General features: G+C 46.7%; 20 protein-coding genes. 9 read left to right on the top strand and 11 right to left on the bottom strand.

Annotation, left to right across the window (positions count from 1 at the left end; genetic code table 11):
- The first annotated feature begins 247 nt into the window (after nt 1–247).
- A complete protein-coding gene (locus NX722_RS21325) occupies nt 248–820 on the top strand; it encodes a hypothetical protein (protein ID WP_262564890.1) in 573 nt (190 codons plus the stop codon).
- A 149-nt stretch (nt 821–969) separates the two neighbouring features.
- Here the strand turns inward: NX722_RS21325 and NX722_RS21320 are convergent, their stop codons facing one another.
- From NX722_RS21320 to miaA, 8 genes are all read right to left on the bottom strand, one after another.
- A complete protein-coding gene (locus NX722_RS21320; protein WP_262564888.1) occupies nt 970–2262 on the bottom strand; it encodes an adenylosuccinate synthase in 1293 nt (430 codons plus the stop codon).
- Nucleotides 2263–2349: 87 nt separating this feature from the next.
- On the bottom strand, nt 2350–3522 hold the full coding sequence (locus NX722_RS21315; RefSeq protein WP_262564886.1) for an ATP phosphoribosyltransferase regulatory subunit: 1173 nt from the start codon (nt 3520–3522) through the stop codon (nt 2350–2352).
- A gap of 86 nt (nt 3523–3608) precedes the next feature.
- Complete coding sequence (locus NX722_RS21310) at nt 3609–3800, bottom strand: DUF2065 domain-containing protein (protein ID WP_262564885.1); 192 nt, start codon at nt 3798–3800, stop codon at nt 3609–3611.
- Nucleotides 3801–3969: 169 nt separating this feature from the next.
- A complete protein-coding gene (gene hflC / locus NX722_RS21305; RefSeq protein WP_262564884.1) occupies nt 3970–4842 on the bottom strand; it encodes a protease modulator HflC in 873 nt (290 codons plus the stop codon).
- Nucleotides 4839–6020 (bottom strand): FtsH protease activity modulator HflK, encoded by a 1182-nt coding sequence (hflK, locus tag NX722_RS21300; protein WP_262564882.1) that lies wholly within the window; start codon nt 6018–6020, stop codon nt 4839–4841. Before hflK ends, hflC begins: the two co-directional genes overlap by 4 nt.
- Before the next feature lie 355 nt (nt 6021–6375).
- The gene (gene hflX / locus NX722_RS21295; protein WP_262564881.1) at nt 6376–7665 is read right to left on the bottom strand and encodes a ribosome rescue GTPase HflX; all 1290 of its coding nucleotides are present in this window, start codon (nt 7663–7665) and stop codon (nt 6376–6378) included.
- Nucleotides 7666–7893: 228 nt separating this feature from the next.
- Nucleotides 7894–8145, bottom strand: a complete 252-nt coding sequence (gene hfq / locus NX722_RS21290) for an RNA chaperone Hfq (protein ID WP_034879339.1) — start codon at nt 8143–8145, stop codon at nt 7894–7896.
- Nucleotides 8146–8432: 287 nt separating this feature from the next.
- Nucleotides 8433–9392, bottom strand: a complete 960-nt coding sequence (miaA, locus tag NX722_RS21285) for a tRNA (adenosine(37)-N6)-dimethylallyltransferase MiaA (protein WP_262564879.1) — start codon at nt 9390–9392, stop codon at nt 8433–8435.
- A 181-nt stretch (nt 9393–9573) separates the two neighbouring features.
- On the opposite strand from miaA, the gene NX722_RS21280 reads away from it, so the two are divergent.
- Both NX722_RS21280 and NX722_RS21275 read left to right on the top strand, forming a co-directional pair.
- The gene (locus tag NX722_RS21280) at nt 9574–10059 is read left to right on the top strand and encodes a hypothetical protein (protein ID WP_262564877.1); all 486 of its coding nucleotides are present in this window, start codon (nt 9574–9576) and stop codon (nt 10057–10059) included.
- Nucleotides 10060–10243: 184 nt separating this feature from the next.
- Nucleotides 10244–12256, top strand: coding sequence for a hypothetical protein (locus tag NX722_RS21275; protein ID WP_262564876.1), 2013 nt, complete (start codon nt 10244–10246; stop codon nt 12254–12256).
- A 180-nt stretch (nt 12257–12436) separates the two neighbouring features.
- On the opposite strand, the gene NX722_RS21270 is transcribed toward NX722_RS21275, so the two are convergent.
- A complete protein-coding gene (locus tag NX722_RS21270; RefSeq protein ID WP_262564875.1) occupies nt 12437–12643 on the bottom strand; it encodes a hypothetical protein in 207 nt (68 codons plus the stop codon).
- 97 nt (nt 12644–12740) lie between these two features.
- Between NX722_RS21270 and NX722_RS21265 the strand changes: the two genes are divergently transcribed.
- The 4 genes from NX722_RS21265 to NX722_RS21250 all read left to right on the top strand — a co-directional run bounded on the left by NX722_RS21265 (nt 12741) and on the right by NX722_RS21250 (nt 16524).
- Nucleotides 12741–13040, top strand: a complete 300-nt coding sequence (locus NX722_RS21265; RefSeq protein ID WP_262564874.1) for an IS1-like element transposase — start codon at nt 12741–12743, stop codon at nt 13038–13040.
- 82 nt (nt 13041–13122) lie between these two features.
- Complete coding sequence (locus tag NX722_RS21260; RefSeq protein ID WP_262563762.1) at nt 13123–14523, top strand: IS1380 family transposase; 1401 nt, start codon at nt 13123–13125, stop codon at nt 14521–14523.
- Between the two features lie 352 nt (nt 14524–14875).
- On the top strand, nt 14876–15448 hold the full coding sequence (locus NX722_RS21255; RefSeq protein WP_262564873.1) for a hypothetical protein: 573 nt from the start codon (nt 14876–14878) through the stop codon (nt 15446–15448).
- Between the two features lie 59 nt (nt 15449–15507).
- Nucleotides 15508–16524, top strand: coding sequence for a hypothetical protein (locus tag NX722_RS21250; protein ID WP_262564872.1), 1017 nt, complete (start codon nt 15508–15510; stop codon nt 16522–16524).
- Here NX722_RS21250 and NX722_RS21245 read toward each other — a convergent pair.
- Nucleotides 16494–18197 carry an IS66 family transposase gene (locus NX722_RS21245; protein ID WP_262563696.1) on the bottom strand — a complete coding sequence of 568 codons (1704 nt, stop codon included), beginning with the start codon at nt 18195–18197 and terminating at the stop codon, nt 16494–16496. The genes NX722_RS21250 and NX722_RS21245 overlap by 31 nt on opposite strands.
- Before the next feature lie 54 nt (nt 18198–18251).
- On the opposite strand from NX722_RS21245, the gene NX722_RS21240 reads away from it, so the two are divergent.
- Complete coding sequence (locus NX722_RS21240) at nt 18252–18680, top strand: hypothetical protein (RefSeq protein ID WP_262564871.1); 429 nt, start codon at nt 18252–18254, stop codon at nt 18678–18680.
- On the opposite strand, the gene NX722_RS21235 is transcribed toward NX722_RS21240, so the two are convergent.
- Nucleotides 18658–19860 carry an ISL3 family transposase gene (locus NX722_RS21235; protein ID WP_262563783.1) on the bottom strand — a complete coding sequence of 401 codons (1203 nt, stop codon included), beginning with the start codon at nt 19858–19860 and terminating at the stop codon, nt 18658–18660. The two genes, NX722_RS21240 and NX722_RS21235, sit on opposite strands and share 23 nt — an antisense overlap.
- Before the next feature lie 497 nt (nt 19861–20357).
- Here NX722_RS21235 and NX722_RS21230 point away from each other — a divergent pair, with 497 nt between their 5' ends.
- Nucleotides 20358–21560, top strand: coding sequence for an ISL3 family transposase (locus NX722_RS21230; protein WP_262563783.1), 1203 nt, complete (start codon nt 20358–20360; stop codon nt 21558–21560).
- Nucleotides 21561–21569: the final 9 nt, after the last annotated feature.

The raw sequence follows: 21569 nt of genomic DNA, 5'->3' as shown, positions 1-21569 counted from the left end.
TAACCTCTTGGCATTGGGAACAGAACGTAGTGTGAAACATAACGGCTGGGTGTTGTATACGGAATTGATGTTTAAGCATAGTTTTAGTGTAACCTGAAGCCGCCCTTGCGCGATATAAATTACAACGCTAAATACTCAGCCAAATGGCTTATATTCAAAGATAGTCAGAAGAACTAACGCTTTTGTTACTGCTTTTTATGAGTGTCAACGGCATGCTGCTCTAAAAATCAACAAAAGGGAAAGCATCATGATAAATTTTGAAGTGATGAGTTTATTGCTGGCAGCTAACGGCAATCTGGCTAACACAGGTGATAAAGCGGATGATAACGTGGAGGCGGAAGAGCACAGTCTCGATGATGACGCCCAGTTATCCGTGGAAACTTCGATATACCATCGACAGGCAGTTCCTCAGGTTCGTAGTCAGCCTGGTAGAATAAAAACACCAAAGCCATTCCTTGTCAGTCCAAAGACACAGGGCAAAGCATTCCAACCAAAGTTTAAAGAGGCTTTTAACAGTTTTCTCACACTGGCAAGCCATCGACCCAGCCTCAGCCGTTTGCTTAAAACGATCTTGAACAAACTAAGCATCAAAGACACAGTCCAATTGCAAAAGCTCTTGTTTAAGCTCAACAAAAAAACTCAACATGCAGGTTATAAATTCCTGATCAACCACGGTTTAAAATATGCAATACGCGGACTTTATCTGGCACTTTCACTGCAAATGCCCGAATACGTTGCCGATGCCTTCAGGATCGTTCGTGCGGAGCAGAATTTGAATAAATACTTTGTTAACACGACAAGCTACTATCAGAGGCTATAAGCGACCGGGCACAGCTGTAACCGTATTACGAAAATTGTGTCGAAGTAGAACAACACAGAAAGAAAGACGAAAAAAAGAAGAAAAGCTGTCTGCAATCTCGCATTGCTTGCCAGATCAACCCGGCAAACAATGCGAAGTTATCGCAAAACTTAGCCAAATGGCTGGTTCAGGATGATGGTCTCTACACGATCAGGGCCGGTAGAAACGATATCGATTGGCGTGCCAACCACTTCTTCCAGACGACGGATATAAGCACGGGCGTTTTCTGGCAGGTCATCCAGGTTCTTCGCACCAAAGGTAGACTCAGACCAGCCCGGTACTTCTTCGTACACTGGTTCCAGCGCTTCGTACTCATCGGCATCAACCGGAGTCGTGATAGACTCACCTTCAGCGTTTTTGTAGCCGGTACAGATCTTGATGGTTTCCAGACCATCCAGTACGTCCAGCTTGGTCAGGCAGAGACCGGATACAGAGTTGATCTGTACAGACTGACGCAGTGCTACCGCATCAAACCAGCCACAACGACGTGGACGACCGGTGGTTGCACCAAACTCGTTACCCTGTTTGGCCAGGTGCGCACCCACTTCATCGAACAGTTCAGTCGGGAATGGACCGGAACCTACACGAGTGGTGTATGCCTTGGTGATACCCAGCACATAGTCCAGATACAGAGGGCCAAAGCCGCTACCGGTAGAAACGCCACCCGCAGTGGTGTTAGAAGACGTTACGAACGGATAGGTGCCGTGGTCGATGTCCAGCAGGGAACCCTGCGCACCTTCGAACAGGATGTTATCGCCTTTGCCGTGGTGTTCGTGGATACGGTCAACCACACGATCAACCATTGGCGCAATGTCCTTGCCCATAGCCAGAGCTTCGTCCAGTACTTTCTGGTAGTCGACCGGCTCAGCCTTGTAGTAGTGCTGCAGTGCGAAGTTGTGGTATTCCATCACTTCTTTCAGTTTCTGGGCGAAACGCTCAGGGTGCAGCAGGTCAGCGACACGCAGGCAACGACGAGCGACTTTGTCTTCGTAAGCCGGACCGATACCACGACCTGTAGTACCGATTTTGGCTTTACCACGCGCAGCTTCACGAGCCTGATCCAGTGCAACGTGATAAGGCAGGATCAGAGGGCAGGAAGGGCTGATCTTCATGCGCTCACGCACAGGTACACCGCCTTCTTCCAGCATGTGGATTTCTTTCAGCAGAGCTTCAGGGGACAGTACAACACCGTTACCGATGTAGCACACAACGCCCTCACGCAGGATTCCGGATGGAATCAGGTGCAGAACGGTTTTTTCGCCATCAATCACCAGGGTGTGGCCAGCATTATGTCCACCCTGAAAGCGTACTACCGCTTCAGCCTGCTCGGTGAGCAGATCAACGATTTTACCTTTGCCTTCATCACCCCACTGGGTGCCCAGTACGACAACAGTCTTACCCATGATACGGTCTCTTTAATTCATAACAAAACAGCCATACTGTCGTACGACAAGTGTTGACTGCATACAGCAAATAGTGACTGTGGTGACCTATATAGATTCAACCTGCCAGTCTCCGTCACGGCAAACCAGCTGCTGATTACAGCCAGAGCTTACCGCGTCTGTCTTTTGCCCCGGTAACTCAATGATTACCCGCAGGCCCTGCTGACGCAGCTTCCGAACAACGGCGGAATCCGCATCAGCCGGTGCAAAAATGATTGCCCGTGATTCAACGACACACGGTTTAAAATCCAGCAGGGCTTTCAGATCAGTACTGAAACCTGTCGCTGGACGAGCTCGACCAAACATCCTGCCCACGCCATCATAACGACCGCCTTTAGCAATCGCCTGTCCATGTTCGGGAACATAAGCAGCAAACACAACGCCCGTATGGTAGTGGTAACCACGCAGCTCTCCCAAATCCAGATAAAGGTTCACTTTCGGGTACTGCCGGGTAATGGTTTGCGCAATATTTTCCAGCGCATCCAGCGCTTCGAACACTTCCACAGGTGCATTAGCCAGAACACTTCTGGCTTTTGCGATGACATCCACCTTACCTGAAAGCCCGGTTAAAGCCATGAACAGAGGCACCACATCAGCATCTACACACCAGCGTGCCAGCAGTTCTTCGACTTCACAGGTCGCCTTGCGCTGCAAAGCATCAAACAACAGCTGTTCCTGATCCTTGTCCAGTCCGGCACTGGCTACCAGCACACGGTAAATCTGCACATGCCCAAGATCCAGATTGGGGGAGTCCATGCCCACGACACCAAGTGTTTCCAGCATCAGGGAAATCACTTCAATATCGCTTTCCTGCCCCGTATGACCGTACAACTCAGCACCCAGCTGAATGGGTGCACGGGATGCACCCAGCGACGCAGGCCGGGCATGAAAGACGCTGCCTGCGTAGCAAAGTCTTACCGGACCATCATCCGTCAGGCTGTGCGCATCAATGCGGGCTACCGCAGGCGTGGTATCTGCCCGCAATCCCATGGTGCGACCAGTCATCAGGTCCGTCACCTTGAAAGTTTGCAGCTCGAGGTCGTGATCAACGCCAGCCGTTAGTGATTCAAGAAACTCCAGATGTGGAGGGATAACCAGGTCATAACCCCAGCAATCAAATAAATCCAGCATTTCCCGGCGCAAAGCTTCTGCTCTGCGAGCCCGGGGCGGCAAAATTTCTTCAATCCCGTCTGGCAACAGCCAGCGATCGGCGACGGTCATAACAGCCTCTCTTGTTAGCTTATTTCAGGCAGTGTTTGTAAATAATCTGTCTGCAGGTACAGATTATTTACGGACAATGTCTGAAACTAGCTAACGAGTGTCAGCAAAACCACGCCAGCCAACATGCTGATAAAACCCGCCATGCGCAGCTGCCGGTCATCAATGTCTGAGAGTTTTGCGACCAGATTGCGCCAGCGCTGTGGATAAAGGAAAGGAAGAATACCTTCCAGCACCAGCATCAGGCTGACGGCAACGAGCAATTGCTTACCAAATTCCACGTGTAAACCTCATACACGAAAAAACCGGGCGAAACCCGGTTTTTGGTATATTACCACCGGCAGCGCAAGGTTTCACTGCCAGTGATTGATTTATTACCAGTAAAGCACCACTTTCAGCATCAGGGCATAACCCTGTATGGCAAGAATGGCACTCCCCCCAACCTCGATCTTACTTACCTGACTTATTGTTCAGATAGTTAAAGAAGTCACTGTCAGGCTCCAGCAGCATCATGTCACCAGAGCTGTTAAAGGACTTACGATAGGCTTCCAGGCTACGGGTAAAGGCGTAGAACTCAGGGTCCTGACGGAATGCCTTGGCATAAATCTCTGCGGCTTTCGCATCGCCGTCACCCCGGATCATTTCCGCATCCCGGTAAGCATTCGCCATAATGACCCGCTGTTCACGGTCAGCGTTCGCACGAATACCTTCCGCCATCTCCAGACCTTTAGAGCGATATTCCTGAGCTTCTTTATCCCGCTCAGAAGACATACGCTCATAAACCGAGTCACTTACCTGGGGAGGCAGATCAATTTTCTTAACCCGGACATCCACCACGGTCACACCCAGCTCATCACGGGCAACAGAGTTCAGCTCATTAGTGATTTCGCTCATCAGCTGGTCACGCTGACCGGATACCACTTCATTCAGGGTCAGGGCACCAAACTTGTTCCGCATACGGGATTCCGCACGCTGAGACAACAGAGTGTTGGCTCGGAACAGGTCACCGGCAGTGGCACGGTAGAAACGACTAACGTCGTCAATACGCCACTTGATGTAGGAGTCTACGATAACCGCTTTCTGTTCCAGAGTCAGGAAACGCTCGGAAGGCACTTCCAGATTCTGCAGACGGGCATCAAATACCCGCACATTATCCACAAACGGAATCTTGATATGCAGGCCGGGCTGGATATCATCTTTAACCAGCTGACCAAAACGTAACTGCACTGCCCGCTCACGCTCATTGATTACATACAGGCTGCCCCATGCAACGATCAGGGCAACCAGACCAACGACAAGGGCGCTGAAACCTTTCTGACTCATCGTACAGTCCTCCCGCTGCTGCTACGCGCACTACTCACTCGCCGGTTCAGCTCCTCTGTTACCTGATTAGCGATGTTGTTCAAATCCTGCTGTGTCAGGGCAGATGAACCATCAGTACTCTGATTGGCAGATCGGGGCTGATTCAGACGATCCAGTGGCAGATACATCATGTTATTACCGCCTTCAACATCCACCAGAACCTTGCTGGTTGTGCCCAGAACGCTTTCCATGGTTTCCAGATACAGACGTTCACGGGTCACATTCGGTTCACGATGATATTCGTTCAGCAGTTTAACAAAACGATCCGCTTCACCTTCTGCCCGGGCTACCAGTTCATCACGATAAGCGTTGGCCTCTTCCAGCTCACGCTGAGCCTGACCACGAGCTTCCGGAACTACTTTATTGGCATAAGCGTCGGCACGGTTTTTCGCACGCTGTTCATCTTCACGGGCACGGATTACATCGTCAAATGCAGCCTGCACCTCTTTCGGAGGCTGGGCGCTCTCGATGTTCACCTTGTTGATCTTCAGGCCAGTACCATAAGCATCCTGATAGTCCTGCAGGCGCTTGCGCACCTCTACGCCCATGGTTTCACGACCTTCAGTCAACACCTGGTACATCTCGGAGCTGCCGACAACGTGACGCAAAGCACTCTGAGACGCTTCTTCCAGACTGACCAGGGGTTTGGCTACGTTAAGAACATAGGACTTAACATCGCCAATGTTGTACTGAACGGACATCGACACTTCAACAATGTTTTCGTCTTCCGTCAGCATTTGCTGCCGCAGGTTGTAGGTACGAAGTTCTGTAACTTTTTCCTGATACTTTGTTTCGAAAGGCGGGAAATAGATATGCAGGCCCGGCTCAACGGTCTGATGATATTGACCAAAGCGCAAAATAACAGCGCGCTCTTTTTCGTCAACGGTATAAACGGCATTCCAGATATAAGCCACAGCGGCCAGTATCAGAACACCGATAAACATCCCTGATGAAGAGCCCGAAGAAGCCGAACTACCTCCTCCGGAGTTTCCTCCACTTTTGCCACCACCAAAGAGTGAGTTCAGTTTATCCTGAAGCTTACGTAAAGCGTCGTCCAAATCAGGAGGACCCTGATTCTTCCCTTTATTACCACCACCCCAAGGATCCTGGTTATTTCCACCCGGCTCGTTCCAGGCCATATATGTCTCCGTAGAGTCAGTATCTATTCGGCTGCAACGTCTGTTGAAACCACGTCATTACGCGGGAAAACCAGTTTACCGATCCATTGAGCAAGCGATCAGTATCAGTTTTCTCACAAAAAAGAACGGTCATTCAGCGTGCAATAAGTTATTAGGTCGGAGCTACCTACCTGAGAACAGGCTATTTTCATCACAGGTGATAAAAGCAGCTTTTCTTTACTCATGCTCTTTTGCTCAAGGCTGTTTATCGTTCTGAGCCAGATTGTAGAGTTTGTGTAGCAAAAAGCGCAAGCCGAATCGGTATTGTCCACTACACAGATCAACATATTGGTCTCAATTTACGCAATCTGAGCACTTAACGCTCAACCAGACAGCCCTTTTGCAATCCTTCCTGTTTGGAAATTCTGTCGAAATCATGTCGTGGTAAACGAATGTTCAACAACAACTCCCCTGTATCAGCATACTCTTCTGATTGAATCGCACCTAGCTGATAAAGTCGAGACCTGACTTTGCCCTGGTGTGGTTCCAGCCGCAATGTACCCTGCACCAGGTCTTCACCCAGCAACTCCGCCACTGCCTGAAGAACCAGCTCCAGACCTTCACCCTGCATCGCAGACACCCAGACTCTGACGGGCTTTCCCTGATCATCACGCTGAATTTTCGGTTCTACGTTTTCCAGCAGATCGATCTTGTTGTAAACCTGAAGTCTTGGCACTTCGTCTGCGTTGATCTCTTCCAGCACGTCATGCACCTGCTTGATATTATCAAGCCTTTCAGGGTCATGTGCGTCAATAACGTGTAAAAGCAGGTCGGCCTGAGCCGTTTCTTCCAGCGTTGCCCTGAACGCTTCCACCAGTTTATGCGGCAAATGACGGATAAAACCAACGGTATCGGCGAGTACAGATTCTCCAACGTCCGGCAAATCCAGGCGGCGCAGAGTCGGGTCCAGCGTTGCAAACAGCTGGTCCTGCGCATACACATCAGATTCAGTCAGGGCATTAAACAGCGTCGATTTACCGGCGTTGGTATAGCCTACCAGAGAGACCAGCGGCACCTCCGCACGCTTGCGGTAACGCCTGCCCTGGTCACGCTGTTTGCGAACTTTATCCAGTCGTTTGGTGATGCTTTTGATACGAACCCGCAGCAGCCGGCGGTCGGTTTCCAGCTGGGTTTCACCCGGCCCTCTGAGACCAATACCACCTTTCTGTCGTTCAAGGTGAGTCCAGCCCCTTACGAGTCGCGTACTGAGGTGCTGCAGCTGAGCCAGCTCGACCTGCAGTTTACCTTCAAAGGTTCTTGCCCGCTGGGCAAAGATATCCAGAATCAGGCCGGTGCGGTCAACGACCTTGCACTCAAATTCTTTTTCAAGGTTACGTTCCTGACTGGGGGAGAGTGCGTGGTTGAAAAGCACCACGTCGGCTTTGTGCAGTGTAACCAGCTGCTTAATTTCTTCTACTTTTCCCTGCCCGATAAAATAGCGTGGCGAAGGCTTGTTGCTGCTGACCGTCACAAAATCAATTTCAGAAATGGCTGCAGAGCGGGCAAGTTCCCTGAATTCGTGAGGATCCTCACGCTCCTTGTCATCACTCATATCCAGATGGACAAGAATCGCATTTTCACCACCTTCATGGCGTTCAAAAAACAATGATTATCTCCTGAAATCGGTTTAATCCGATGTGCATAGTAATATCAATTACTGTTTTCAACCACCTGAGATGCTCCACCAGAAGCCCGGCGATCGTTATTTGTCAGATACAGAAACACCAAAAGGCGCACTAGGCGCCTTTTGGTGTAGGAAACAGCTTGTACCTCAAGCTTATTCATCACCCCTTAAGTTAACCAGGGGATAAAAAAAGCAGCTCGCTGAGGTCAGTTATTCCTGCTCGTGCTCTGGCATATCAGAACCTTGCATCGGCAGGCGAACCGGACGGCTCGGCACTACTGTAGATACAGCGTGCTTGTAAACCATCTGGCTTACAGTGTTCTTCAGAAGGATCACGAACTGATCGAAAGATTCGATCTGCCCCTGGAGCTTGATACCATTTACCAGGTAAATGGAGACCGGCACGCGCTCTTTACGCAGCACATTAAGGTAAGGGTCTTGTAGAGAATGCCCTTTTGACATTTCTGTACTCCTTATTAATTCTCGGATTTTGAATAGCCTTGTTTCACTTTTAGGTGAGCCATTCGCTCGACCGGCAGTGCCAGTACCTGATTGTTCAATCTGTGTACAGCCCAGAAAAATGCTGAGCAACAGTAAGCGATGCCCCGCACTGCCTTCAATAGGTAATACTAGCTACTCAAACCGGACCTGCAGAAAGTATTGCAGGTTCTTACGTGCCAATCCGCCAGGGAACAGTTCATTCTGTAACCATTTGCAGCATCAGTGCGAACAAGGAATCGTATCAGTATCTAATATATGCGAACACTTTTCAGCACTTTCAAGGCATCATTGAGCAACTCTGGCGATAAACTGTCCAGCCACTCAACATCTGACCAGCCACGCAGCCATGTCAGCTGTCTTTTGGCTAACTGACGGGTCGCAATAATGCCCCGCTCAATCATTTCATCGAAGTCCATTTCACCTTCAAGGTAACTCCACATCTGACGATACCCCACGGCTCGAATCGCTGGCAGTGACGGGTCAAGGTCACCCCGTGCGTATAATCCACGAACCTCTTCCTCAAATTCGTTCTGAATCATCTGTTCAAAACGAATTTTAATCCGTTCATGCAGAACAGAACGTTCCTGTGGAGCAATAGCGAGATTAACCAGTCGATAAGGTAAACGCTGATCTTCCTGCTCCTGGTGCCAGACTGAAAGCGGTTTGCCGGTTGTGTCGTACACTTCCAGCGCCCGCTGAATACGCTGGGCATCACGGGGCTTTAAGCGCGCTGCCGTTACAGGATCAACGTCCTGCAAACGTCTGTGCAGTTCTGGCCAGCCTTTCTCGGTGGCTTCCAGAAGAATGCGTTTCCGCACTTCCGGGTCTGCTGAAGGCAGCTCAGCAATGCCATCCCGCAGTATTTTGAAATACAGCATGGTGCCACCAACCAGTAACGGGATTTTGCCACGGGCGGTAATCTCAGCCATTTCACGCAAAGCATCTTCACGAAACATGGCAGCCGAGTAGGGTTCAGACGGGTCTTTGATATCAATCAGGCGGTGGGGCGCGCGGGCCTGTTCTTCCGCCGTCGGTTTAGCGGTTCCAATATCCATACCTTTGTAGACCAGCGCGGAATCCACGCTGATCAGTTCACAGGGCAGAACCTCAGATAAACGAATCGCCAGATCCGTTTTGCCAGACGCTGTTGGTCCCATCAGGCAAATAGCCGGGGGCAGTTCAGCTGGATTATTGATATCAATCGCCATAAATCTCTGGAAGCCTGGGGTCAATCATGAAAAAAGGGCCTGAGTCTACCTGAAAGCAAACCTCAGCGGCAGTTGTGGCTTTGACCAATAGACAGCTCGGAGGTTCCCATGACAGCTGAAGAAAAAAGGAACTATTCCACTTTTTTCTTTTCTAAATCCCCAACCTAAAAAGGATATCAACATGGAAAAATTTATAAAAACTGCAGTCATTTTAGCAGCGTTTTTCATACCACTGGCCAAAGCTCAAAATCAGGAGCTTTTAAAGCCACCTGTTGAATATAAAATCATTCGTGACACGAATATAAACGGTACTTACCAAAGTGAAAAAGAGAGCATTCACTGGTTCAACAATGAAATAGAAAAAAGAAAATCAGCAGAAAACAGCGGCAATCCCTATAAAACAGCGGCACTGAAAGTAACTCTGCAGAATTTGAAAGGCTTTGCTCAACATATTCTTGATGACAATCAGTTTCAGGAAGAGCTGACTGATGATGAACGTAATGCCTATGGAAAGCTCTTATTTGACCTCAACGAAATGGACGCCAATGAGCCCGAATATACTAAAACTATCAGGCCGACAGGTATTAACAGGTTCATTCAGACACTGACAATCCTGTCTCAAGACAATACTTCACGCCATCAGCCAGCTGATCCATCGTCAGCATAGTTCTGGCTGGGCGTCGATGGTTACACTGACCACTGCGTTCAGTCTGCTTCAAAGCATCTGATTCGTGCCCCGCATTTTTGGTTTGTCATGCAATGCGCAGGCTTGGCAAACAAGGCCTGATCATCTTAACTGTGGATTCTGTTCTTATAGTAAAGAACCATCCAGCTGTAGTGGTTAAAAAAACATGTTCACACTTAATGCGCTTCTGGTTATTTCCATTTTTCTGAACGGTGCCTGCTTTTCCCATGAATTGGTGTTCGCCAGCCCACTATCCTGCGCTGGTGCCAGTAAAAGACTTTGTCAATCTAACATGGGTGTATTACCTGCTTACCTGACCGGTCTTTCGATACTTCAGGAAACCTTTCGGGCTTTCCTTTCAAATCAATACGACGGCAGGCAGATACCAAATAATAACCCAAAAAGACAATATGAAGGTTCCCCCTCCACAACCCGGGAGGTTCGGCTAAGCCGTTCAGTCATTTCCGGATCAGACCAGCAGCAACCAGGGAGTTCTAATAAAATAAATAGCGAGGATAAGGGTGAGGACGAACCTCCTGAAAAAAGAAAACATGCACATACTCATGGGAAACTCTGCCCACTTTGCAACAATGAACCCTGTAGGTACAAGAAATCACAAACAACCTCCCCTGAAGCAGTGGAGTTTGATCCACTCGAGGCGAGTGGTGCCGGTGCGGTCGTTGTACCCAGAAACCATCCTGATTTTTATACCATAGCCATAGACCAGGTACCTGAAAACATCTTCAGGCATATTGATGACTTTTCTTCTCAGCGGTCATTTTTAACCGTTATACGTAGAAATAAATATCTATATAAACACTTTCACCATCTGGAGAAATTGTTGTTTCCCGCAACAGAGTACGACACATCAAAGATTAAGGGACATACCGGCCTTGACCTTTTGTATTATGCGCCGGACGAAATAGCCAGTCATGGCGTGCCTGAGGAAGGGGGTACTGGAGAGTTCAGATACCCCCTTACCAGTGAACAAACCTACCATATTATCTCCTTCAATAGAGGGAATAATCAGAGATACGAAAGTGCTGAGCCCTATTACGTTCATGAGGATTATCATATTTTTTTCGTTATTACCGAAAACAGTGATTATGCAGCAACATCCAGTATATCAAACGGTACACCCACTGTGCGGGCAGTCGGGTATCTGCATTCTTTACAGAACCATCATGGTCATGAAATATCGCATCTGACCCGTCATCTCAAAGATGCCGATTTGCTTCTGGCCAACAACTGGAATTCATTAATAACAAGCCTGGATGAGCAAACAATGAAAAATCTGGTTACTCACTTAAATGTCAAAAAATCAAAATCGAAAAGTTTGATGGACTATATTCATGAAGATAAAACAGCTGGCCTGAATTTGCTAACCAAGATTTTGATTCATATCACGAATGAGTCATTACAAAAGCAGAAGAGCCCCAGCCACTATAGAGAGGAGTTAAATCTTCAGTATTCTGATCTCTGGAAAGGCAGCTATCAATATAGTGCTCTCACTGTAAAGCGCTCTCAAACAACTATTCACTGGAAAGGTTTAAGTGAATTTCATCTTCCCTGTAACGCAAATGCCTACAAACGCATATCAGAAAATAATGTTTATACTCCAGCGGACAGATTTTGCTTTTTACTGGCTATTACCGATGAAGACTGCACATGGAATAGCATTACTGCCGTAGGCTTCGGATTCCTGAGCACTCCACTCCCAAATGATCAGTATGCCGATCGTCCAAAGGCAACTCACTTGATACTGGCTCCGAACTGGGATTCACTTATCAACAACCTCACTGATGATCAGATAAAAACACTGATAACTAACCTCAATACTACCCGGAAGAAGAGAAACTATCTTTTCCATCTGTACAATAAAGATCAAGAGGCGGGCAGAAAACTGCTACTCCCTGCTTTGAATAATCTCATGGAAAGAATAATTTTTAATGCTTGCAAGACTAACCCATGGCGTAGTTTCTTCGTAGAAGCCGAACCTATGTCTCCCTATGCTTACAGTGATGAAGAGTTAGATTCAAGTTCAGACTCAAACCCTGATTCTGATGCTGATGCTGATGCTGATCAAGACTCAGATTCTGACCCTGATTATGATCCTGATTATGATCCTGATGCTGACCCTGATCAAGACTCAGATTCTGATCCTGATCCAGAATCATAGCCAGAGCCATGATCTGGTACTGATACCACTTTCAGTCTGTTGATTAAAGAAAATACACGAAAAATGCTGGCAAACCCTATAAAACGCAGCAGTAGCTGCCCCCCAATCAGGAGTGGAGGGATGTCAATGCAATCTCTATAGCCCACAACCGAAACTTCGATCCAGATAGTCTTGACAGGTTCACTTAGACACTGACAACCCTGTTTCAAAATAGTATCTCACGCCATCAGCCAGCTCATCCAGCTGCTGCTGGAGACGGGGAGTGATCACAGGCGTCAGAAGCCACTGTCCCAGCAACCCGAAGCGGGGGCGAACGGTGAGAGTGATCGCCAGATCTGTTTGAAGCCCCTGCTCATCGTCCGGTTCAATACGATAGCGTGTTTCCATGTCGTGAAACGGGAGAAAAAATGGGTAGTGGGGTAAACCTGATATTTTGTAGTTGTTTGCTAAAATACGGCGTATGCCGTATTTGTCATGGTGCGATATGAAAATGTGCTCCACACCAGTTCACTGCCCGAAATGTGGCGGTAATGATGTTAAAAGCTTTGGTTACAGTGTTCATAATGTTCCTCGCTACTTTTGCTGTAATGCTGAATGTGAAACCAAGTCCTTTATGCTTGAGTACCGGTATAAAGCTTATGAGCCAGGCGTTAAAGAAAAAGTCGTCGATATGGCAATTAATGGTGGCGGCATCAGGGATACAAGCAGGGTTTTGGGAATCAATAAAAAAACAGTAATAAACACATTAAAAAAAAGAGAAAGGCTTAGCCCGGATATTTCATAAAAAGAGGCAAGTTCCGCCCAATCACTTGATATAATTGGGTCGACCAAAAAAATGCTTCGGAAGAAGCAAACCGGAACTTGCCATGAACAAATTTACACAAGAACAGCTTCGTTTTCACCCCTCCAACGGAAAAACTATCCGGGCAGACTTCAATGGCGGAGAATTATCCTCTGATTTTGGCGCCCTGATGCTACGTGAAACAATGCTTCACAGCGGTATCATATCCAGGCTGACTGACGGCATTGACGATAAACGTCATCAATCCTACATCGACCATACCCTGCAAGAACTCATTGCCCAAAGAGTTCTGCAAATGGCCTGTGGTTATGAAGATGCAAACGACAGCAACCATCTGCGTAAAGACCCAATCTTTAAGCTTGCCAATGGAAGAAACCCACTGGACGATGATAACCATCTGGCTTCCGCTCCAACGTATACAAGGCTTGGTCAGTCCATGACCAAACGGGATATTTATAATATGACCAAAGCACTGGCTGATCACTTCATCAGCAGTTATGAATACCCGCCATTAGCCATCATTATCGACCTGGATCATACGCCTGCTATCACCCATGGCGGCCAGCAGATGAACCTGTTCAACGCCAAATATCAAGACTACTGTTACTTGCCCTTAATGATCTTTGAGGGGCTCAGCGGCAAGCTGATCACTTCGATCCTGCGTCCTGGAAAAACACCCACAGGCCGAGAGAATGCAGCTATTCTCCAGCGCCTCATTAAGCTGATCCGTACAAGATGGCCGAAAACCCATTTACTGGTTCGTGGGGATAGCCACTTTGCCCAACCAGAGTTAATGCAGGTTGTTCAGGATGACCCTCACTCCGACTACGTGCTGGGAAAAGGCGCAGGACACAAGACGGCCTTGCGACCTAAAGCCAAAGAGTTGCTGGATGAAGCGCGGAAAGCTCTCGACGTTAAAACCGGGCTGGCAAAACTGAACAACATGCCAGAGCCTGAGCGACTCAGGCTCTACGGAGAAACGGACTATCAGGCAAAAAGCTGGAAAGGGCTGGACACCCGGATAATCTATAAGGCAGAGGTCAACCAGAAAGGCGACAATCCCCGCTTTATTGTGACTTCGATGATGGAGGCTTCCCCCGAGGAAATATATGAAGACCTTTATTGTCCCAGAGGGCAGGATGAGAACTTCATTAAGCATCTGAAAAGTGATTTGTCCGGTGATCGCTTGTCAGATCAAGGCTTTCTGGCAAATCACCTGAGAATGTTTTACGCCTGCGCTGCTTATGTTCTTCACTATGAGCTGAGAACCAAGGCACTGAAAGGTACGGAGCTGGAAAAGGCACAGCCATCAACCGTGATCACAAAACTTTGTAAGGTCGCGGTTAAAGTGGTTGAGTATAAAGACCGAATCAAACTTCACTTGCCCCGCAGCTGTCCAATAAAAGGGCTTTTGCAGCATATAACCGAAGTCTTTTATTCAATGCCGCTGCCTCGACCGGGATAGTCAGCTTCATAAACTCAATCAGAATAAAATAGCGACCAACAGAAAGAGTGTTGGGGAATTCTGTTGTCCTGAAAAAGCAGGTGCTGATCAAAAAACATCCGAATTAATGGTGAGTTCGGGTTGTAATACCTTTTTCATGGACAGTAGAGCAACAGACCTCCGAAAAAATCAGAATGGGATGTTTTTTCCGGAACTTGTTGCTCATTTATGAAATATTCGGGTTAGATAAGGTAAAAAGAATATTTGCTTATTTTTGCTGGAAAAAGCAGATATCGTTTGACCTCTATAAAAGGCTTACTTTACAAAGTATTGTTGATTTAAATTACTTCACGATCAATGAGGAAGTTCCATCATGATTCCTGTAGACACTGCCATAAAAGCATGTGGGTCTCTTTGTTTACCTGATTCTCAATACAGGGTTGTACATACTACTATTATTGAGACCTATTTTGTTGAAATTAGCAACAGACCAAGAAAGCTTTACAAAGCAAGTAATGAAGAACTAAGAAAGGATCTTGAAAACAAAGCAATTTATTCAATTAAAAGTAGCCTCCCAAAACAGTTGTACTTATTAGATGAAGACCTGAAAGCAAGCTGGATTGAGGAAAGAGACAAGTACAAGAAGATACTTTTTCCAATTTTAAAAAATCTTAGTGATTTTATTGAGGGCAATAGTGCAGGACTAGTTGCTTTTCAAGAGGTGCTAGAAAATAGCAGCCTTAACAAAGCAACATTATATAGCAAAATTTATAAATTCTTAATGTACAGCAAACATGGAAATGCATTTCTACCCAGCCACTTTTTAAAGGGAGGCGTAGGTGAGTTTAAAAAAACAAGTCCTGAAACAAAGATAAGAGGAAGACCAAAGGAAAGAAAAAAAAGACACGGAACTGTTAATGTAGGTGACAGAGAAAAAAATGGATAGTAGATAGTTATAATAAATATTACAAAAAACAAAGTGCTAATGGAGAAAAGTGCAACACTTTGAAACAAGTTTGTCATGCATTATGGCAGGATCACTATCTTCTTGATCCAGATGCTAAAACTGATGAAAGGCGATATCAGCACAACAGAATTTCTGAAGCAAACTTTTATCGCTGGATACATATACTTATACCAGACCTTGAAATTATTAAAAGAGATGTAGGGAAATGGGCATTTGGAAAAGATTTTAATCCATTATATGGAAAGTCAACTGATCTGGTGATTGCACCAGGACAGATATATTTCATTGATGCAACGCCTACAGATGTTTACTTAGCTAGCGAATTTGAGCTTATTAAAAATGTATCACCTGGCAAGCTTACCTTATATATTGAAGTCGATGTATTCTCTGGAATGATTGTTGGATACCATATTTCTTATGGTGCTCCATGTTATGCAAAGGCTCAAGAAACACAGTTCTGTTCGTTCATTAGAAAATCTTTTTTAGGAAGCCTCATAGGTATTGATATCAATGACGAAGAGTGGTCATCTCACCATGTTTGTTCATGTACTTGTGCTGATAAGGCTGAGTTAATTTCAGCAAAAAAAGATGATATTAACTTCATTTTTAACATTGCCTCTGCTGATTCATGCCCTCCATACAGAGGGGATAGCAAAGGGCTTGTAGAAAGTATTCTGAAACTATTTAATCATGAGCTTTTCCAAAGACTGCCAGGCGCTGTTACCAAGAGAGTTATAGATCGTGGAGACAAAGAACCATCTGAAGAGGCAACTATTACTTATACCGATGCTCATAGATTGGTCATCGATTTAATCATTTTCCTCAATAATCGACTTATTGACAGACAATATTTTACACAAGCAATGAGCAAGGCTGGAGTAGAACCGACACCAATAGCCCTATGGAAGTGGGGCTTGGAAAACTGCCATGGTTTTGCAATAGATTCTGCTGAATACGATCAAAGGCTGCTTTACACATCACTGTCTGAGCGTGTCGAAGCAAGCCTTAACGATGAAGTAACTGCTCATATTCCATTGGCAAGAACCGTTTCCTGATAGCCTGATGCCTTCAGGATGAGATGCCCCAGCTGCGGAATCAGATTGGTTCCAGTCAGCCTGTCCCTGAGATAGTTGGCAAAGGACACCCCGTGTTGTTTACAGGTCTTTTTCAAACTGGCAAAGGTGTCGCGGCATTTCCTCCCAAGTTTACTCCGGGTACCACCGCTAACCTTTCGCCGTTTCACATACTCTCTGATCTGCCTCTCGCTCAGGTTGTTGTGCAGTGGCAGCCACGGATACTCAAGAACCAATAACAGCTCTTCCCTGACAACCATCAGTTTGCCCAACTCAGCCTGCAAGGCAGGGTAGTCAACCCGCTGTGTTACCCAACGATCAAACTCCTGGTAGAGCTTCTGTTTCTCCTTGTCCGTTGGTTTTTTCTGGTAGGCCTCAATGTCGTCGTAGAGGCACCAGTACTGATCCTGCACGGTGTCACGGGCGGCTCGTTCCAGGTCATTGGCCGGTATCAGCTTGTCCATGTTTCTTCCCGCATGGTACCAACACAGCGAATGCTGAAAGGCTGTATCAAACTGCCGGGCTCCATCGCTATGGATAATCAGGTTCTCAAGGCGATGATTGAGCATCAATGCGGCCTTTAAAACACCCTCTGTCGCCCAGCGCCTTTGTTGCGGGGCAGCACAACCAATGCTGTTAAGGAAGCTCTCCCACTCTTCTTCTGTTGAGAAACGCTTCTCGCCGCATTCGGATAGCGCAGTGATCCACTTCTTCGACACATCAACCTGATTCTCCATGTAGTCAATGGCAACGTCGTTGAGAAGATAAAGCCGCTGCTGCCCTTGCAGACAGCCCAGGAAATTAATCCTGCTCTTACTGTCGCTGCTATGGAAGTAGGAAAAATAAGGGTTGCCGATAAACAGGCAGTAGCCGTTTTTTCCTTGGTGGCGAGCACCTGTGTCGTCGGCCTGGAGATAATCAGAGCAAGTCAGCCCTGCTTCCAGCAATTCTTCTTTTTCCTGGTGGAAAATATCATGGCCTTTCGTCAGGATGTTGCTCAGGGAACCTTCTGATATTGAGCATCCATGGTCGTGCAGCCAAGATAGCAGTAGTGGCTGTGTCGTACTGCATGAATGATAAAAATCCAGCAGATGGGCTTTCAGGTTGTCGCCAAAACGGTCTTTCACATGATCAGGTAGCGGGGCTGACACCCCGCCTTCCGGAGTTGTGTAATACTCACGCCTGTAGCGAGTAGTGACAAAACGCAAGTCCAGCTCAGTATGGAAAAAGTCGATATAGCACTTGAAGCGCCAGTTCTCACCGGGAGCAGCGATTGAACAGATTTCCTCTCGGTCAACAGTCATTGGTGGTGCAGCGGTTTCACCGGCTTCTTGTGATCGTGGTCGTTTACTTTTCGGCGGACGATCAGTGTCACTTTTCCCGGCAGCCTGATCAGTGTCTTCCGCAGAAGAGCTGTCTTCCTGATCATCGCCCTTGTCCGAGACATTAGGCCTGATTTTAGGCTTGCCCTTGTGCTTCTTCAGGTGGCGAATTTCTGCTCGAAGCTGTTCGTTCTCTTCGACCAGCTGTTCGATCTGAACGCGCTGCCTTTCAATTTGCACAGATTGCTTCTCGACCGTGTCGAGAAGGTTTTTGACGAATGAACGCAACTGTTCATTGTCTGTACTGGAGAATAGTGAGTCAGGCAGGTGCATACGGTGAAATATACGAAAGATCAGGATAACTTTCTTTGACCTGTAGAGGTTGATTTGCCAGTCAATTTTGAGCAGTTACACGATGAAGGTATTCACGTTCTTGGAACAGATAATCGACTTTGTTATCTACCTGATCATGATGACTTACAGAAACTGGCAAGAATTTATAAAAAGTCTGCTCGAGGAACTAACCTGTCAAAACAGTACTCTGCTCATAGAATCTTAGGTGTTACTGACTTTCTTTATCTAATACCAAAAAATATTGATCCAACAGATGGGAGCGAAATCATTCAATGCAAGTTATCAACTCGCAGCGAACGGTTTCATAATTTAACAATTGATGAGGCGTTGCTGCTTATTGAGAAGGAGAAAGATCAAGATGATGATATTAAAGAAAAACATCACAATCTAAGAGCAAGTTTGATCGAAAAGAAAAGGGGCTCTTTTACAGGTTGGCTGATCATTTTACAGCCTCCTGCCTGATTTTAAGATAGAGGTAATCAAGATCATTGTAGCCACAAGCTTTGTAGATAATCCGTTTGATGACTCCATTGAAAGCTTCAATCTTCGCGCTGGTTATACGATGATGGCAGTACGACAGCAAGCCCTCTCTTGCCCTGTCCAAGCCCTTAGCAAACCTCTTAAGTTCTGCAATTCCGGTTTCTTTTGCTAACTCTATCCATCTATCCAGAAACTTGCCGGCACACGCTTTGTACGTGTACGTCCATAGCTGTTTGAGCATGTCTTTCAGGATGTAAGCCTGATTGAGATCCTCGTTCATGCTCAAGAGCTCTTTCAGACTGCTTTCTCGCTTTGGAGTCAGGTTCTCAGGGTTCATGAACAGGTTGAACCGCTGACCCTTGATAAAGGGCTTGTTCTCTTCTTCAGCCTGACGCCACTCCCTGCGCCTTATCTGATCTATCACATCATTATAATTGGCAATAATGTGAAACTTGTCGTATACAATATCCGCATTGGGCAAGTGCTCTTTCACCGAAGCCTGATAGCTGCCACCACGGTCTATGCCAACACACTCGATGCTCGCTTTTTGCTCTTCAGTCAGGCTGCTCAAGAACTCATCCAGAGTCTCTTTTCGCTTGCCTTCACCAAGGAAGAGGGTTTCTCCTGAGTCGGCGTTAAGAACAACGGTAAGATACTGATGGCCTTTGCCAATGGATTTTTCGTCAATGAGCAGAGCGCGAATACCGTCACGCTTTGGAGCTGAAAGCATTCTCAGCAGCATCTCTTTATCCCAACGACGGGCAGTACCACCGGATATAGCAATGAATTCAGGCACCTTGTCGCAGGGCATATAGCGACATAAATGGCTGACGTGTCGTTTAAGGCGATCGGTTGCCTGAGCCTTGGGAGTTAAACCAGGAATAGTAACGGTTTCAATATTGTTGCAGTGTGAGCAGCGGCCCTGAAAAGCTGTGAAGAGAAGATTTACCTGTAGAACTCCCAGTGGTAAATCCTGGACACACCGATCTTTTGTCTTCATTTGTCCCATAGGGGTTTCACATTGACTGCATTTCTCGTGCTGAATTCGGCCATCCCTGCGGAGATAGACAAAAGCTTGTTTGACTTCCCAATCAATATCAATCTGCTCGATTACCCAGCCGGGAAATGCGAACATAGGACGTAGTGAGGGTGTTGTACACATGTCTGATCCTTCAGAAATTTTGATCTGTTCAAATCAATCTTTCCTGAAAGGCTATTTCTGTTGCAACCCCTCATTTTCCATCAGCCAACCTGTAAAAGCCCCAGAAAAGGAATACCGTAAAAGCCGCTCTCGAAACTCGTGCAACAGGGAAAGAAGCCGCAAAAAATCGTAAAAAAGATAAGCGCAGCATCAGGAAATTGAAGATGCTTTAATAGCTAGAAAGAAAGCCAGACAGGCTCAAAAGGTACTTAATGAGGATACTAACACTGAGATAGAACAAGAAAGCACACTACAATCTGAAGAAAGTGCAACCAGCAAAACAAACGTCCGTCGTCATCTGATTAAAGGTATTAAAAAATGAGTAGGATTGAAATCAACCTAAACTACAGAATTAAGGGGCTTTTACAGGTTGGCTGATGGAAAATGAGGGGTTGCAACAGAAATAGCCTTTCAGGAAAGATTGATTTGAACAGATCAAAATTTCTGAAGGATCAGACATGTGTACAACACCCTCACTACGTCCTATGTTCGCATTTCCCGGCTGGGTAATCGAGCAGATTGATATTGATTGGGAAGTCAAACAAGCTTTTGTCTATCTCCGCAGGGATGGCCGAATTCAGCACGAGAAATGCAGTCAATGTGAAACCCCTATGGGACAAATGAAGACAAAAGATCGGTGTGTCCAGGATTTACCACTGGGAGTTCTACAGGTAAATCTTCTCTTCACAGCTTTTCAGGGCCGCTGCTCACACTGCAACAATATTGAAACCGTTACTATTCCTGGTTTAACTCCCAAGGCTCAGGCAACCGATCGCCTTAAACGACACGTCAGCCATTTATGTCGCTATATGCCCTGCGACAAGGTGCCTGAATTCATTGCTATATCCGGTGGTACTGCCCGTCGTTGGGATAAAGAGATGCTGCTGAGAATGCTTTCAGCTCCAAAGCGTGACGGTATTCGCGCTCTGCTCATTGACGAAAAATCCATTGGCAAAGGCCATCAGTATCTTACCGTTGTTCTTAACGCCGACTCAGGAGAAACCCTCTTCCTTGGTGAAGGCAAGCGAAAAGAGACTCTGGATGAGTTCTTGAGCAGCCTGACTGAAGAGCAAAAAGCGAGCATCGAGTGTGTTGGCATAGACCGTGGTGGCAGCTATCAGGCTTCGGTGAAAGAGCACTTGCCCAATGCGGATATTGTATACGACAAGTTTCACATTATTGCCAATTATAATGATGTGATAGATCAGATAAGGCGCAGGGAGTGGCGTCAGGCTGAAGAAGAGAACAAGCCCTTTATCAAGGGTCAGCGGTTCAACCTGTTCATGAACCCTGAGAACCTGACTCCAAAGCGAGAAAGCAGTCTGAAAGAGCTCTTGAGCATGAACGAGGATCTCAATCAGGCTTACATCCTGAAAGACATGCTCAAACAGCTATGGACGTACACGTACAAAGCGTGTGCCGGCAAGTTTCTGGATAGATGGATAGAGTTAGCAAAAGAAACCGGAATTGCAGAACTTAAGAGGTTTGCTAAGGGCTTGGACAGGGCAAGAGAGGGCTTGCTGTCGTACTGCCATCATCGTATAACCAGCGCGAAGATTGAAGCTTTCAATGGAGTCATCAAACGGATTATCTACAAAGCTTGTGGCTACAATGATCTTGATTACCTCTATCTTAAAATCAGGCAGGAGGCTGTAAAATGATCAGCCAAC

Source organism: Endozoicomonas gorgoniicola (genome assembly GCF_025562715.2).
Classification (GTDB): domain Bacteria; phylum Pseudomonadota; class Gammaproteobacteria; order Pseudomonadales; family Endozoicomonadaceae; genus Endozoicomonas_A; species Endozoicomonas_A gorgoniicola.
Note: the sequence above shows the minus strand (reverse complement) of the source record. Positions and strands in the feature narration are given on the sequence as shown.

Excerpts from the sequence above, each read along its gene's own strand:
- miaA (WP_262564879.1), bottom strand. The coding sequence starts at position 9,392 with ATGGCGATTGATATCAATAATCCAGCTGAACTGCCCCCGGCTATTTGC.
- NX722_RS21315 (WP_262564886.1), bottom strand. The coding sequence starts at position 3,522 with ATGACCGTCGCCGATCGCTGGCTGTTGCCAGACGGGATTGAAGAAATT.
- NX722_RS21230 (WP_262563783.1), top strand. The coding sequence starts at position 20,358 with ATGTGTACAACACCCTCACTACGTCCTATGTTCGCATTTCCCGGCTGG.
- hflC (WP_262564884.1), bottom strand. The coding sequence starts at position 4,842 with ATGAGTCAGAAAGGTTTCAGCGCCCTTGTCGTTGGTCTGGTTGCCCTG.
- NX722_RS21245 (WP_262563696.1), bottom strand. The coding sequence starts at position 18,197 with ATGCACCTGCCTGACTCACTATTCTCCAGTACAGACAATGAACAGTTG.
- NX722_RS21235 (WP_262563783.1), bottom strand. The coding sequence starts at position 19,860 with ATGTGTACAACACCCTCACTACGTCCTATGTTCGCATTTCCCGGCTGG.
- NX722_RS21255 (WP_262564873.1), top strand. The coding sequence starts at position 14,876 with ATGATTCCTGTAGACACTGCCATAAAAGCATGTGGGTCTCTTTGTTTA.
- NX722_RS21260 (WP_262563762.1), top strand. The coding sequence starts at position 13,123 with ATGAACAAATTTACACAAGAACAGCTTCGTTTTCACCCCTCCAACGGA.
- NX722_RS21275 (WP_262564876.1), top strand. The coding sequence starts at position 10,244 with ATGTTCACACTTAATGCGCTTCTGGTTATTTCCATTTTTCTGAACGGT.
- NX722_RS21265 (WP_262564874.1), top strand. The coding sequence starts at position 12,741 with ATGAAAATGTGCTCCACACCAGTTCACTGCCCGAAATGTGGCGGTAAT.
- NX722_RS21320 (WP_262564888.1), bottom strand. The coding sequence starts at position 2,262 with ATGGGTAAGACTGTTGTCGTACTGGGCACCCAGTGGGGTGATGAAGGC.
- NX722_RS21325 (WP_262564890.1), top strand. The coding sequence starts at position 248 with ATGATAAATTTTGAAGTGATGAGTTTATTGCTGGCAGCTAACGGCAAT.
- NX722_RS21270 (WP_262564875.1), bottom strand. The coding sequence starts at position 12,643 with ATGGAAACACGCTATCGTATTGAACCGGACGATGAGCAGGGGCTTCAA.
- NX722_RS21280 (WP_262564877.1), top strand. The coding sequence starts at position 9,574 with ATGGAAAAATTTATAAAAACTGCAGTCATTTTAGCAGCGTTTTTCATA.
- hfq (WP_034879339.1), bottom strand. The coding sequence starts at position 8,145 with ATGTCAAAAGGGCATTCTCTACAAGACCCTTACCTTAATGTGCTGCGT.
- hflK (WP_262564882.1), bottom strand. The coding sequence starts at position 6,020 with ATGGCCTGGAACGAGCCGGGTGGAAATAACCAGGATCCTTGGGGTGGT.